This is a genomic window from Sphingobium sp. B12D2B (assembly GCF_025961775.1).
In the GTDB taxonomy this organism is placed as follows: Bacteria; Pseudomonadota; Alphaproteobacteria; order Sphingomonadales; family Sphingomonadaceae; genus Sphingobium.
On the sequence record NZ_JAOQOH010000001.1, the window covers coordinates 1,818,148 to 1,831,174 of the forward strand.

Here is a 13,027-nt window from a genome sequence, read left to right on the forward strand (position 1 = left end):
ACGGAGGTCCGCCGCCGCTCATAGCGGGTAATCCCGTACAGGAAAGAGCCCTCTGCCTAAATGACCGGCGTTTGCGTGCGGTCGCATGGTCCCAGTGCGGCCCGGAATGCGCTGTAATCGCGACTGGCGGCTTCCGCATCGTTGCGCGCCAGTTCGGTGAGGGACAAGGGCGGGAGCTGGTCGGGCAGGCTGCACGCGAGGCGATACCACAGCAAGGTGTCCCGCTCGGGGAGCTTCGCCGAATCATCCACAACCTCGCCCAGCGACACGCTGAAATGCGGTTGCTCCTGCGGTCTGCGGATCACCGACAGTGAAATCGGCGAGCCGTCCGCCGTGCCGAGGAAGATCTGAGTCTCACCTTCGCCCACAATCGCGCCCGGCACATGAAAGGCAGAGGTGATTGCGGTGATCGGACCTGGTGCGCCCGGCGCGTAAAGATCTTCGATGACCTTTCGGGCCAGCGCCTCGTTGGCGGGGGTCCAGGGCACGAGCGCCGTGCTCGCGCTCAACTGGAACTCGCTCACCTGCTGGCCGACTTTGCCGAAAGCGAGAAAAATCTTGTTCTTGAGGTTGGGGCGTCGGGCATTTTCCGCGGACCCGTCCACAAGGAAAGAGATTCGCTTGGACATCACGCCATCGCTGCGAATCAAGCCGAGCGTTTCAGCCTGGACGTAAAAACGGCTCCGCGTTTCCGGCAGATCGGGCGCGCGCTCGCGCTTGAGGGCGACGATAGAACGCACGGTAATGCGCGCCACCGTGGGGGATGACGATGCCAGTTCGGCCATCCGCGCGTAACTCAAGCTTGCCGGCTCTGGCGATTCTGCCACCTGTGCCGTAGCGGAAGTGGAAATAAAGGGGAAAGCGGCCGTCAACAGGACGCTGCAACCGATTGCCGCCAGTTTGAACCGGGCCTTTTGGCGTCGGATTGTGTCGGTCATACGCAATTCTCCTGATAGGCCTTCCTCAGCCTCTAACATAGGGGGTTAAGCAGAGGTGACCACCGTCAACAAAGCGTTTGCTTCACACGTTTTGCCACGATAGGACATGCCTCGGAATTTAGGAGCCCGAGCGATCAGTATCGCACGGAAGACGTCGTGCTTTACGGCATTTCGTCGATTCGTGGTCTGATTGTCAGCGCTGTATCGAGCTAGGGAGTGTCATTGCTGAATGGCCTATGCTGACCAGTCACAATCGTCCGGTAGGACGGTTTCTCTTATCATCGTGGCAATCATTCACGCGATCCTCGGTTATGCGTTTGTGACGGGGCTTGGCATCAAGTATGTCAAGCAGGCTGCAGAACAGCTGAACGTCATCGACGTGGCAGAGGAGCCGCCGCCGCCAGAGGAGGAGCCGCCGCCACCGCCTCCGCCTCCGCCAGACATGCCGCCGCCACCGCCGCCGCCGCCCACAGCGCCGCCGCCGATGATTTCGCTGCCGAGCACGGCTCCGGTTCTGGCGCCGCCGCCGCCTCCCACGCCGCCGCCGCCGGCTCCGCCTGCACCACCGCCGCCGCCTGCGCCGGTTGTCAGCAAGGCCGCTGGTGCCAGGGGTAACCCTGCGAGTTGGATTACGTCTGACGACTATCCTGCCGGTGCTCGTCGTGACGAGGCCGAGGGTTCGGTGACGATCGCTTGGGATATCAATGCCCAGGGGCGCGTCGAAAATTGCCGGGTGACCGCATCGAGCGGCCGCAAGGACCTCGACGAAACCGCTTGCAGCCTGATCACGCGCCGGGGACGTTATTCTCCCGCGCTCGATCAAGCCGGCAATCCGATCAAGTCGAGCAGCTCGCGCCGCGTGGTCTGGAAGCTTGAACGTTAATCCTGATTTCGGCCGTCCCGAACCGGGGCGAGGGACGGCCCATTCACCGACTGGTTTGAGAGGAATACACGAATGTTGATTTATTTGTCCGCAGCCGCTGCGCCGGCCGATAACCCTTACGGTCTCATGGAAGCCCTCGAGCAGGGCGGCGTGATCGCCTGGACCGTTTTCATCATTCTTTGCGGCATGTCCGTGTTCTCGTTCTTCATTCTGTTCTCGAAGCTCATCGAGCAGCAGAAGGTGATCGGCCAGGCCAAGAAGGTCCGTACCACGTTCTGGCGTTCGGCGACCCTCAAGGAGGGTTCGGCCAAGCTCGAGAAGAACAGCGCCTACAAGCAGCTGGTCGACGACGGCATCATGGCGCAGGAACAGCATGCCAAGCTGACCGATCCGGTCGAGGCGCATGACTGGATGCACGCTTCGCTCGCGCGTTCGGAAGCTGCCATCAACTCCAAGCTCGGCGGTGGCCTCGCGTTCCTCGCGACCGTCGGTGCGACCGCGCCGTTCATCGGTCTGTTCGGTACGGTTATCGGTATTTACCGCGCGCTCATCAAGATCGGTGCGTCCGGTCAGGCCTCGATCGACGCCGTTGCCGGCCCGGTCGGTGAAGCTCTGATCATGACCGCGCTGGGTCTGGCCGTGGCCGTTCCGGCGGTGCTTGCCTACAACTGGCTGCAGCGTCGTAACAAGTCGATTGCTGAAGACCTGAGCGGCTTCAACAACGACCTGCTTGGCTACATGGTGTCCAACGGTGCGGTCCGTCCGACCGTGGTTGCTGCACCGGCCGCGCCCGCTGCCAAGCCGGCTGCCGCCAAGGCCTGAGCTATCAAATGAAGCAGGTGTGGCGACCCTCGAGCGGTCGCCACATCAAGCCTCCGCAAGGACGTGCGTGCTTCCAAAGCCAAGAGTTAGGATTTTGATCGATGGCAATTAGCTCTGGGGGTGGTGGTGATGACACCCCGATGTCGGACATCAACACGACGCCTCTCGTGGACGTCATGCTGGTGCTTCTCATCATCTTCCTCATCGCAATTCCGGTGGTGATCCAGACAGTGGACGTGAAGCTGCCGAAGATCGCCTTCGAGCCAACGACCACGAAGCCGGAAAATGTGAGCCTTACGGTTCGCGCAGTGGATGGGCAGTGCGAAGTGTACTGGAACGTGACCAAGGTCACGGCCGGCGATCTTCTCAACCGCGCTGTCAAGAAGCTGGAAGCGGATATCGAGAAGGCCGGTGGCGTGGAGAACATGAACCCCGACGATCTGCCCGAAGCGCACATCCGTGCAGACATCGATACGCCGTACCGGTGCATCGGCGGCACGATCTTCACGATGCAGCGCGCTGGTTATCCGAAGGTTGGCTTCATTTCCGAGCCCGACCCGGCTTCGATTTCCGTCCGTCGCCTCTGACGCCCAAGTTTAGGAGACCAGTCCCATGGCAATGAGTGGTGGCCGCGACGACGGCGAGCCGATGATGGAAATGAACACGACGCCGTTGATCGACGTCATGCTCGTGCTCCTCATCATGTTCATTATCACGATCCCGATCCAGACCCACGCGGTGAAGATCGACCTTCCGCAGAATGCGGACGCGCCGCAGAACACGATCGATCCGGTCAAGAATCGTCTGACCATCGATCCGGCAGGCACGATCTACTGGAATGGCGCCCCGGTCGACCGGGTGACGCTGCGCCAGTATCTCGATCAGACCAGCCGTATGGCCCCGGAGCCTGAACTGCAGTTCGAGCCTGACCAGTCGGCTCGTTATGTGGTGGTTGATGAGGTGCTTGCCATCATCAAGCGCGCTGGCGTGACCAAGCTGGGCTTCGTCGGCAACGACCGTTACGGCGGCGTGTTCTGATCATAGCGGAAACGCGCTTCGTCGCGGATCTGGATGTGTTTGGAAAAGGGGGCTTCGGCCCCCTTTTTTTGTTGGGTTTCAGAGCGAGGCGTCTGGGATTAAGATGGAAGGCGTCTGGGGGGCAGGCTTCGGCCCTAGGCGTGAGCGCGGGTCAGCAGCCTTCAAGACCTCGATCCTGCGCTGCGCGTGCGAGCATAGTTGTATTGAGCTGAGAGGCCAGCACGCGAGTGGCGGACAAACACGCAAGCCAGTTGGCGGTTCTGGACCTTTCAACGGCGCCGGTGATGCCATTAGCACTCGGCTCGGGCGCTGAGGCAGCGCTGCAGATTGCAAGCGGTCAGGATGAGGAAGTGGCCGCCGGTCGAGGTTCTCCTAGGTCTTAGAGTCCTCATCTGCTGGGCCGGAAGGACTTCCTATGATTAGGACGATGGTAAGCTTCCCTGTCGTATCGTGCGATGTTCCAGGCAGGCAGGTCGATATGGGCGCAGTTCCAGACAGAATGAATGAGCCGTCCGCTCGTTCGTCAGCGCGGCAGTCGGTCTTGATTGGCGTCCGTGTGCGCCGGAAGGGCGAAAGCTGGTTTAAGAGCCGAATCTCGGACATGTCACTCACCGGCTTCCGGCTGATGAGCTACGTCAAGCTGCAGGTCGGTATGGAAGTGTGGGTGATGTTTGCCGGCTTTGAAGGACGCAAGGCATTCGTCACCTGGGTGTGCGACCATGAAGCGGGGTGCGAGTTCGAGACACCGATGCATCCGGCGATTTTCGATCACATCGTTCGCGGCGCTGAGGCGGACTGACGACATCGGGCCAAGCAAGCGCGCGGGCTCGGCAAATGAGCCGCTTCGCCGGAAGAAGGGCAAGAGCGCGCACTGAGGCTTGCTCGGCCTGATCGTGGGACACTCGGTCAGTTCCGTGCAACTTATGCAGACGACCCATTGCCGGTTTGCTGCAGACAACAGGCAGCACCGAAAGGGACCTCGCTTCCGACATCGACGGGGCGTGGTAAGGACTTGGTTGATGCTTCGATGCCATTCTGCATGCGTTCTTTAGGGCTTGGATGTGCTCGGGCTGCGCGTGGGCGCGCTGCCGCTCTCGGTGCTGCCAGTTGAGACCCTGAACCCTACGCAACCTACTTATGTTTGAGCGTCGCTCACTTGGCCACGCGGCTGCCGGTCAAACATGCACGCCCTTCGCGAGCCTAAGCAGCTAAGAGCCGGCGCCGCATCAGCAGCAGCTGATCACCGCGCCCACCTCCGTCAACGTCCGGAGATCAGGCGGGTTCGTCGAACTGCAGCGATGCGAGCCGCGCATAGAGGCCACCGCGGGCAATCAGGTCAGCGTGGGTGCCGATGTCCGCGATCCGGCCCTGATCGAGGACGACGATGCGGTCGGCGGCGCGGACGGTCGCCAGGCGATGGGCGATGACGATAGTCGTGCGATCCTTCATCAGCCGGGCGAGGGCATCCTGCACCAGGCTCTCGGATTCTGCGTCCAGCGCGGAGGTCGCTTCATCGAGCAGCAGCAGCGGCGCATCCTTGAGCAGCGCGCGGGCGATCGCGACGCGTTGGCGTTGGCCGCCGGAGAGGCGGGCGCCGCTCTCGCCGAGTTCGGTGTCCAAGCCCTGCGGCAGCGCCTTGAGGAAGCCGTCGGCATTGGCTGCGCGCGCGGCCTCCATCAACTGCTCGTCGGTGGCATCCCAGCGTCCGTAACGCAGATTGTCGCGCGCACTGGCGGCGAAGATCACGGTTTCTTGCGGCACCAGCGCGATCATGCTGCGGAGGCTCAGCAGGTCTGCCTCCCGCAGGTCGACGCCGTTGAGGAGCACCCGCCCGTGGGACGGATCGTAAAACCGCTCGGCAAGCTGAAGGAGCGTGGATTTGCCCGCACCGGATGGGCCAACGATTGCCACGGTCTCGCCCGGTGCAACATCCAGCGAGAAATCCATGAGGGCCGGCAAATCCGGCCGCGTCGGATAGCGGAAGGCCACGTTCTCGAACGTTAGTCGCGCCTGACCGGGCTGCGGGATCGCGACCGGCCGCGCCGGTTGGCGGATTTCGGAGACGGCGCTGGTCAGTTCGCTCAGCCGGGTGGCGGCGCCGGCCCCGCGCAGCAGATCGCCATAGACCTCGGTGAGCGCCCCGAAGGCACCCGCGACCAGGCCGCCCGTCATGACGAAGGCCGCGATGCTGCCGCCGGACATCCGGCCCGCCGCGACGTCAAGCGCGCCCTGCCACATGATGAGGGTGATGGAGCCGAAGATCACCAGAATGATCGTCGCGGTCATGGCCGCTCGCAGGGTGATGCGCTGGCGGGCCGTGCGGAAGCTGTCCTCGACCGCGCGCCGGAACCGCCCGGCTTCACGCTCTTCCTGACCGAAGGCCTGGACGATCTTCATGGCGCTCAGCACTTCGTTGGTGATGCTGCCGACCGCAGCCAGCCGATCCTGACTGTTGCGCGAGAGCGCGCGCAGGCGCCGACCGACCAGAATGATCGGCCCGAGCACGATGGGAATGCCGAACAGCAGCATCGCCGTAAGGCGCGGCGCGAGCATGAACAGATAGACGATGCCGCCAAAACCGGTGAGCAGATTGCGCATCGCCACCGAGACCGTCGAGCCGACGACCTGCTCGATGATCGCCGTATCCGCCGTCATCCGAGAGGCGATCTCGGAGGGGCGGTTATGCTCGAAAAAGGCCGGCTCCTGCCGCAGCAGATTGGCCTGCGCGGCGATCCGCAGATCGGCCACCACGCGCTCGCCCAGCCAGGCGACGAAGTAGAAGCGCATGGCGGTCGCAAAGGCCAGGATGACCACGATGAGCAGCAGATACTGGAACCAGCGGCTGATGTCCCCATCGAGCCCCGAAGCAAAACCGCGATCGATGACCAGCTTGAAACCACTGGGGATGGCAAGCGTTGCTGCAGAGGCGAGAACCAGGGCGAAGCCGGCGCCGGCTATGCGGCCGGGGTAGCGGAGCGCGGCGCGCCAGATCAGTCGCAGATTGCCAAGATCGCCCGCTTTGCGCCGATCGTCATTGTCTGGGGTGGACGCCGAGGTAGCCATGGCCGCGCCCTAGACCAACTTTGCAACCAAGGGGAGGGCTTTTGCACCTGCGCTGTGCCTTCTGGTGTGGCAAAGGAGACGCGTCGGCACTATTTAGTGCTTCTAAGCCCGTTATCGGCGCTGGCGTCAGGGCGTTGGATGTGCTGGTTTAGACAGATGGCCCCGAGTAAGGAAACACATGCTCTATAGTGCCTATGAAATTCAGCGCAGCTTTCTGGCAAGCGCCAGTGCCATGGCGACCGCGAGCGTGGAACTGCTCCAAAATCCCGCAAATCCCTTTGCTTATTTCGGTGGCGGTCCGATGCTCGCCTCCGCGCTGGATGTGTTCGCGCATGCCGCGGCGCCGCGCGGCAAGCCCGCCTTCGACCTGCCGACTACCGAGGTGGACGGGCAGACCGTAGCGGTGCACGAAGTCATCGAGGCGCGCCAGGTCTTCGGCCAGCTGCGTCATTTCGTGCGGGAAGGGCAGGAGGGCCGGCACCCCAAGCTGCTGATCGTCGCGCCGATGTCCGGCCATTTCGCGACGCTCCTGCGCGGCACGGTGGCCCGGATGCTGCCGGGGCATGACGTCTATATCACCGACTGGCGCGATGCCCGCGATGTGCCGCTTTCCGACGGGTCGTTCGATCTGGATGATTATGTCGATTATCTCGTCGGGTGGCTCGAGCATATCGGACCGGGCGCACATATGCTGGCGGTCTGCCAGCCGTCGGTGCCCTGTCTGGCTGCCGCGAGCCTCATGTCCGCCTCCAAGCATCCGTGCCGTCCGCGCACATTGACGATGATGGGCGGCCCGATCGATACTCGCGAGGGGCCGACGGCCGTCAATCAGCTGGCGCAGGAGCGGCCGCTGAGCTGGTTCAGCCAGAATGTCGTGACCTCGGTTCCGTTCAATTATCCCGGCGCCGGGCGGAAGGTCTACCCCGGCTTCATGCAACTGGCCGGCTTCATGACCATGAACCTCGGCAACCACCTGATGAGCCATTGGCAGATGTTCCGTCACCTCGTTCAGGGCGATGATGAGAGCGCGGACGCGACCAAGAAGTTCTACGAGGAATATCGCTCGGTCTGCGACATGACCGCCGAATTCTACCTGCAGACCGTCAATGAGGTGTTCAAGAAGCACAGCCTGCCCAAGGGCGAGTTCATGCATCGTGGCGTCCGCATCGACACGGCAGCGATCACGGATGTCGCGCTGCTCGCGGTCGAAGGCGAGAATGACGATATTTCGGGCATCGGCCAGACGAGGGCGGCGCTCAAGATTTCCCCGAACCTGCCGGACGAGATGAAGCAATATTATCTCGCCGAGACGGTCGGCCATTACGGCATCTTCAATGGCTCGAAATGGCGGAACCGCATTGCGCCAGTGGTCGAGGCATGGATTGCCCGCCACGATGATCTGCCGCGCGGCTGATCGCCCGTTCTCATGAGGTCGGATTGGCAGTGATCGACATTGGCCTGCAGCAAGTCGCGGTCGAGCGCTTCGCCGTGCGCGACGCTTTCACCATCAGCCGTGGCGCCAAGACGTTTGTCGATGTGGTCATGTGCGTGGTCACGGATGGCATATTCATCGGCCGAGGCGAGGGCACGCCGATCTATTATCATGGCGAGACGGCCGAAGGGTGTGCGGCTGCGATCGAGGCGCTCGTGCAGGCGCAGGGCGGCGTGCCGGACCGCGAGACGTTGCGCACCCTGATGCCACCGGGCGCCGCACGCAATGCGCTCGATTGCGCACTGTGGGATCTGGAGGCAGCGCGGACCGGCAAGCCGGTTTGGGCGCTGGCCGGACTGAAGGCGCCCCAGCCGGTCCGGACGGCCTATACGATCAGCCTCGATACGCCGGAGAAGATGGCGCAGGCGGCCGCAGACGCGCGGGCGCGGGGGTTCACGCTGCTCAAGTGCAAGCTCACCGGCGACGGCGATCAGGCCCGCATCGAAGCGGTGCGCCAAGGTGCGCCGGATGTCGACCTGATCGTGGATGCCAATGAGAGCTGGGCCGATCTGGACGTGCAGGCGCAAGCCCGTGCATTGGCCGATCTGGGCGTCGCATTGATCGAGCAGCCCTTGCCGGCACAGGCTGATGCGGCGCTGGCCGGGCTGGCTCTGCCGGTGCCGATCTGCGCGGACGAGAGCTGCCAGTCGCTGGATGATCTCGCGCGGCTTGGGGCCTATCAAGCAATCAATATCAAGCTCGACAAGGCCGGTGGACTCACCGAGGCGCTCGCCATGGCCCATGCGGCAAGGGCTGCGGGGAAGCGCATCATGGTCGGCTGCATGCTCGCAAGCTCGCTCGGCATTGCGCCTGCCTTTCTGCTTGCACAGTTCGCCGATTGGGTGGACCTCGATGGCGCCTTGCTGCTAGCTCATGATCGCGAGGGCGCCATGAATGTCGCCAGCGGATATCTTTCGCCCGGAACTTTATGGGGCGAGGCGATTATAACGGATGCTCAACGAAGTTGAACGACAATAGGGTTTTGAAGCGGTCGTAAAGGCCGAGGACCGGCAATTGCCGGGTCGCGATTGGAGGAGGCTGTACGTGCGCCTAGCACGAATTCTCGCATTATTGGTGGTACTCGCGACTGTCGGCGTGTCGGCCTATTTCCTCTATCGCATGCCCTTCGCCTGGCTGCAGATCGTCCCTGCGGCGATTGGCGTCGGCCTGTGCCTCTGGTTCTGGCGCACGGCACCCAAGCGCAAGAAAGCTCGCAAGCGCGCCGCGCTCGCGACGGTTCTGTTCGTGCCGCTGCTGATGGCGAGCGCCGTGCTCAGCCTGATGGTGTCGCCGGAATCGGTCTGGCCGGTGTTCACCGCGCTGGCGCTGCTCGCGATGATGGTCGCCGTGCTTGCGCTCATGCGGATCGAGCGCAAGCAGAACCATGTCTGGGCCGGTTATTATTCCGACGTGGCCTGATCGGCGCTCCCGATGCTGCGCGGGGCGAGAGCGCCCGGCAGTTCGTGGAGGACCGGGTAGGGCATGATCATCTTGCCGGACGGATCGGCGGTAAATGTGGTCTGCGTGGGATAGGCAAATTCCAGCCCGAGATCGTTGAAGCGGCCGAGAATATCGAGGCCGATCGCGTGGCGGATCATATAGATTTTATCCCAATCGGCCGAGTGCACGTCGAACTCCAGCTCGAAGTCTAGTGAACTCGCCCCAAAGCCGATGAAGCCCGAGCGCACGAAGTCGCCGCCATGCGCGTTGACGATCTCTCGTAGCAGATCCGGTATTTTCGCCGCTTCGGCCGGCGGGGTCTGGTAGATGACGCCGATGGCGAACTTGATCCGGCGCCGGTCGAGACCGGTGTAGCTCGTGATCTCCTTGTTCAGCAGCTGCGCATTGGAGACGATCATGCGTTCGCCCGTCACCACGCGCAGGCGCGTGGATTTGAGGCCAATGCGCTCCACGACGCCGGTCTGCGTACCGAAATTGATCGCATCGCCGACCTTGAACGGCTTGTCGAAAATGATCGAGAGGGACGCAAACAGGTCCGAGAAAATGCCTTGGGCGGCAAGACCAATGGCGATGCCGCCTATGCCGAGACCGGCCACAAGACCGGTGACGTTGACGCCCAGATTGTCCAGCACGACGATGGCCGCAACGGCGAAGATCGCGATGGAGAGGAGGACTTTGATAAGACCGCTGGCGTTGGCCAGGGCTTCGCTGCCGCCCAGCTCCGGGTCCGAGCGCATCTGGATGAAGCCGAGCGCCATCTGGCGCACCCAGACCGCGATCTGCCAGGCCGTCACCACGATGAACAGGAAGTTGATCGCATTGAACAATGCCGGCGGCACCGGGAAATAATTGACGACGAGGCGCGCCGCGATGAGCATCATGAACAGATGCCCGGTTTTCCCGACGGTGCTGGCGGCGACGCCCATGATCGGGGCGCTGTGGGCCGCCCTGAGCAGCAAGCGCTGCATGATCCGCTTGAGCAGCCCCAGCGCAAAATAGATGGCGATACCGATGGCCACGGCGATCGCCACCTCGATCCAGTTCTCGCCCAGCCATGTCATGGCATGTTCGAGACTGCGGAGGGGATTGGCGTGGGATGAAGTTGTCGTCGGGGCAGCAGTCATCAGGCTGGCGTGCTCGCAAATTGGGGGATGTCGTGCGATGAGAACGCCGCAGAGAGGATGTAGTTCACGGACAGATTGTCACTGAGCACGAAGCCATATCGCGGATCGGCCATCAGGCCCTTGGTCGTCATGACGTGCAGGCCACGGTCGGACAGCAGCGCTTCCATTTCCTCCGGGGTGATGAAGCGGGCTGCGTCATGCGTGCCCTTGGCGATGCGGCCGAAGCCCTCTGCCAGCGTCACCACCATCAACTTGGAGAGCGGCGTCCGGTTTGGCGTCGAGATAATCAGCAGCCCATTCGGCTTGAGCAGCCGCGCGACGGCGGAGAGGAACATCGCCGGATCAGTGACATGCTCGATGACTTCCAGCGCCGTGATCAGGTCGAATTGCGGATCGGCCAGCGTCTCCACCCCGCAATTGCGATAATCGATGGGCAGGCCCATTCCGGCGGCATGGTCACGGGCGACGGCGATATTCTCTGGCGCCGCATCTACAGCCGTTACGGCGCCGCCCATGCGGGCGAGCGGCTCGGCGACCAGCCCGGCCCCGCAGCCGACATCGAGAACGCGCTTGCCGGCCAGCGGGCGCAGATCCTGGGCCGATCCACCCCAGTGCACATCGATAGCGGCGCGGATGAAGCCAAGGCGCACCGGCCCCAGCTTGTGGAGCATGGCGCTGGAGCCATTGGGATCCCACCAATCGGCCGCGTGCGCGCCGAAATGCGCGGCTTCTTTGGGGTCGATGGTGCTGCTGTGCGGTTCGCTTGCCATTGCCGATCCTGCTGACTAATAGGGCGCCGGCTCGAAGGCCGGTGAATACCGATCCGTCGGCATTTCATGCCCCCTTGATAGTCCAAGAAAGGTCCGCGGCAAGTCCATGGCGCGTATTGTGATGAAATTTGGCGGCACGTCGATGGCCGGCATGGAGCGAATCCGCAACGTTGCGCTTCGGGTGAAGCATGAGGTTGGCCTGGGCAACGAGGTCGCTGTCGTCGTCTCCGCGATGGCCGGCGAGACCGATCGTCTGGTCAACTTCTGCAAGGAAGCCAGCCCGCTTTACGACCCCGCCGAATATGACGTGGTTGTCGCGGCCGGCGAGCAGGTGACGTCCGGGTTGCTGGCGATGACGCTCAAGGCGCTGGGCGTCGATGCGCGCAGCTGGCTGGGCTGGCAGTTGCCGATCCGCACGAGCGAGGCACATAGCAAGGCGCGGATCGACACGGTCGAGACCGAAGGTCTGCTGGCGGCGATGACCTCCGGGCAGGTAGCGGTCATTCCGGGCTTTCAGGGGCAGATGGAGAGCGGCCGGGTCTCGACCCTGGGTCGTGGCGGGTCCGATACCTCCGCCGTGGCGGTCGCCGCCGCAGTGCAGGCCGATCGGTGCGATATCTATACGGATGTCGATGGCGTCTACACGACCGATCCGCGCATCGTCAGCCGGGCCCGCAAGCTCGACAAGGTTACCTATGAGGAAATGCTGGAGCTGGCGAGTGTCGGCTCGAAAGTGCTGCAGACGCGGTCCGTCGCGCTGGCGATGAAGGAGAAGGTACGCGTGCAGGTGCTCTCGTCCTTCGACGCGCCAGGGGACGATCCCGAACCCGGCACGATGATCGTCAGCGAAGCAGAAATTGAGGAAAGCGACATGGAACGGCAGCTCATCACCGGCATCGCTCATGACAAGAACGAAGCCAAGATCATCGTCACGCGCGTGCCGGACAAGCCCGGTGCGGTTGCCAGCATCTTCGGCCCGCTGGCCGATGCGAGCATCAATGTCGACATGATCATCCAGAATGACAGTAAGGACAATGCGGAGACGGACGTGACTTTCACCGTCCCCCGTACCGACCTCGCGCGCAGCGTCGACATTCTGGAGAAGCTGCAGAACGAGATCGGCTTTCGTCGCATCATCACCGACGATCAGGTCGCCAAGATCAGCGTCGTGGGTGTTGGCATGCGCAGCCATGCCGGCGTCGCGGCGACCATGTTCAAGACGCTGGCCGAGCGCGGCATCAATATCGAGGCGATCTCCACCAGCGAGATCAAGGTCTCGGTGCTGATCGACGAGGACGAAACCGAACTGGCCGTTCGCGTGCTGCACACCGCCTACGGTCTTGATGCGGAGCAGGCGCCCGCTTGATCTTTTCGGGCCGCTTCCATTGGGGAGAGGCTCCGAGGCAGCGTGCCGGCATCCGGTCGGCCGCTGATCT

At 63.0% G+C, this 13,027-nt stretch carries 13 protein-coding genes; 9 read left to right on the plus strand and 4 right to left on the minus strand.

Annotation, left to right across the window (positions count from 1 at the left end):
- Positions 1-56 precede the first annotated feature (56 nt).
- Positions 57-938, minus strand: a complete 882-nt coding sequence (locus tag M2335_RS08650) for a hypothetical protein (protein WP_264594414.1) — start codon at positions 936-938, stop codon at positions 57-59.
- 229 nt (positions 939-1,167) lie between these two features.
- Here M2335_RS08650 and M2335_RS08655 point away from each other — a divergent pair, with 229 nt between their 5' ends.
- The 5 genes from M2335_RS08655 to M2335_RS08675 all read left to right on the plus strand — a co-directional run bounded on the left by M2335_RS08655 (position 1,168) and on the right by M2335_RS08675 (position 4,480).
- The gene (locus tag M2335_RS08655) at positions 1,168-1,821 is read left to right on the plus strand and encodes an energy transducer TonB (RefSeq protein WP_181559762.1); all 654 of its coding nucleotides are present in this window, start codon (positions 1,168-1,170) and stop codon (positions 1,819-1,821) included.
- Between the two features lie 72 nt (positions 1,822-1,893).
- Positions 1,894-2,643, plus strand: a complete 750-nt coding sequence (locus M2335_RS08660) for a MotA/TolQ/ExbB proton channel family protein (protein WP_181559761.1) — start codon at positions 1,894-1,896, stop codon at positions 2,641-2,643.
- 101 nt (positions 2,644-2,744) lie between these two features.
- Complete coding sequence (locus tag M2335_RS08665) at positions 2,745-3,230, plus strand: ExbD/TolR family protein (RefSeq protein ID WP_181559760.1); 486 nt, start codon at positions 2,745-2,747, stop codon at positions 3,228-3,230.
- A gap of 25 nt (positions 3,231-3,255) precedes the next feature.
- Positions 3,256-3,681, plus strand: coding sequence for an ExbD/TolR family protein (locus M2335_RS08670; protein WP_181559759.1), 426 nt, complete (start codon positions 3,256-3,258; stop codon positions 3,679-3,681).
- A 499-nt stretch (positions 3,682-4,180) separates the two neighbouring features.
- On the plus strand, positions 4,181-4,480 hold the full coding sequence (locus M2335_RS08675; RefSeq protein ID WP_319801207.1) for a PilZ domain-containing protein: 300 nt from the start codon (positions 4,181-4,183) through the stop codon (positions 4,478-4,480).
- 473 nt (positions 4,481-4,953) lie between these two features.
- On the opposite strand, the gene M2335_RS08680 is transcribed toward M2335_RS08675, so the two are convergent.
- Positions 4,954-6,744, minus strand: coding sequence for an ABC transporter transmembrane domain-containing protein (locus M2335_RS08680; protein ID WP_264594415.1), 1,791 nt, complete (start codon positions 6,742-6,744; stop codon positions 4,954-4,956).
- Between the two features lie 178 nt (positions 6,745-6,922).
- Between M2335_RS08680 and M2335_RS08685 the strand changes: the two genes are divergently transcribed.
- The 3 genes from M2335_RS08685 (at position 6,923) to M2335_RS08695 (ending at position 9,655) form a co-directional block, all read left to right on the plus strand.
- Positions 6,923-8,158, plus strand: a complete 1,236-nt coding sequence (locus M2335_RS08685; protein WP_264587282.1) for a polyhydroxyalkanoate depolymerase — start codon at positions 6,923-6,925, stop codon at positions 8,156-8,158.
- Between the two features lie 23 nt (positions 8,159-8,181).
- Positions 8,182-9,204, plus strand: coding sequence for an N-acetyl-D-Glu racemase DgcA (gene dgcA / locus M2335_RS08690; protein WP_264594416.1), 1,023 nt, complete (start codon positions 8,182-8,184; stop codon positions 9,202-9,204).
- Between the two features lie 76 nt (positions 9,205-9,280).
- Positions 9,281-9,655, plus strand: coding sequence for a hypothetical protein (locus M2335_RS08695; protein ID WP_181559754.1), 375 nt, complete (start codon positions 9,281-9,283; stop codon positions 9,653-9,655).
- On the opposite strand, the gene M2335_RS08700 is transcribed toward M2335_RS08695, so the two are convergent.
- Entirely contained in the window at positions 9,637-10,821 is a 1,185-nt protein-coding gene (locus M2335_RS08700) for a mechanosensitive ion channel family protein (protein ID WP_264594417.1), read from the minus strand. The genes M2335_RS08695 and M2335_RS08700 overlap by 19 nt on opposite strands.
- Positions 10,821-11,591 carry a bifunctional 2-polyprenyl-6-hydroxyphenol methylase/3-demethylubiquinol 3-O-methyltransferase UbiG gene (gene ubiG, locus M2335_RS08705; RefSeq protein WP_264594418.1) on the minus strand — a complete coding sequence of 257 codons (771 nt, stop codon included), beginning with the start codon at positions 11,589-11,591 and terminating at the stop codon, positions 10,821-10,823. Before ubiG ends, M2335_RS08700 begins: the two co-directional genes overlap by 1 nt.
- 106 nt (positions 11,592-11,697) lie before the next feature.
- Between ubiG and M2335_RS08710 the strand changes: the two genes are divergently transcribed.
- A complete protein-coding gene (locus tag M2335_RS08710; protein ID WP_264594419.1) occupies positions 11,698-12,957 on the plus strand; it encodes an aspartate kinase in 1,260 nt (419 codons plus the stop codon).
- Positions 12,958-13,027 lie beyond the last annotated feature (70 nt).

What these genes read in the sequence shown, in the direction of transcription:
- M2335_RS08650 (WP_264594414.1), bottom strand. Translation starts at nt 938, where the DNA reads ATGACCGACACAATCCGACGCCAAAAGGCCCGGTTCAAACTGGCGGCA.
- M2335_RS08655 (WP_181559762.1), top strand. Translation starts at nt 1,168, where the DNA reads ATGGCCTATGCTGACCAGTCACAATCGTCCGGTAGGACGGTTTCTCTT.
- M2335_RS08660 (WP_181559761.1), top strand. Translation starts at nt 1,894, where the DNA reads ATGTTGATTTATTTGTCCGCAGCCGCTGCGCCGGCCGATAACCCTTAC.
- M2335_RS08665 (WP_181559760.1), top strand. Translation starts at nt 2,745, where the DNA reads ATGGCAATTAGCTCTGGGGGTGGTGGTGATGACACCCCGATGTCGGAC.
- M2335_RS08670 (WP_181559759.1), top strand. Translation starts at nt 3,256, where the DNA reads ATGGCAATGAGTGGTGGCCGCGACGACGGCGAGCCGATGATGGAAATG.
- M2335_RS08675 (WP_319801207.1), top strand. Translation starts at nt 4,181, where the DNA reads ATGAATGAGCCGTCCGCTCGTTCGTCAGCGCGGCAGTCGGTCTTGATT.
- M2335_RS08680 (WP_264594415.1), bottom strand. Translation starts at nt 6,744, where the DNA reads ATGGCTACCTCGGCGTCCACCCCAGACAATGACGATCGGCGCAAAGCG.
- M2335_RS08685 (WP_264587282.1), top strand. Translation starts at nt 6,923, where the DNA reads ATGCTCTATAGTGCCTATGAAATTCAGCGCAGCTTTCTGGCAAGCGCC.
- M2335_RS08700 (WP_264594417.1), bottom strand. Translation starts at nt 10,821, where the DNA reads ATGACTGCTGCCCCGACGACAACTTCATCCCACGCCAATCCCCTCCGC.
- ubiG (WP_264594418.1), bottom strand. Translation starts at nt 11,591, where the DNA reads ATGGCAAGCGAACCGCACAGCAGCACCATCGACCCCAAAGAAGCCGCG.
- M2335_RS08710 (WP_264594419.1), top strand. Translation starts at nt 11,698, where the DNA reads ATGGCGCGTATTGTGATGAAATTTGGCGGCACGTCGATGGCCGGCATG.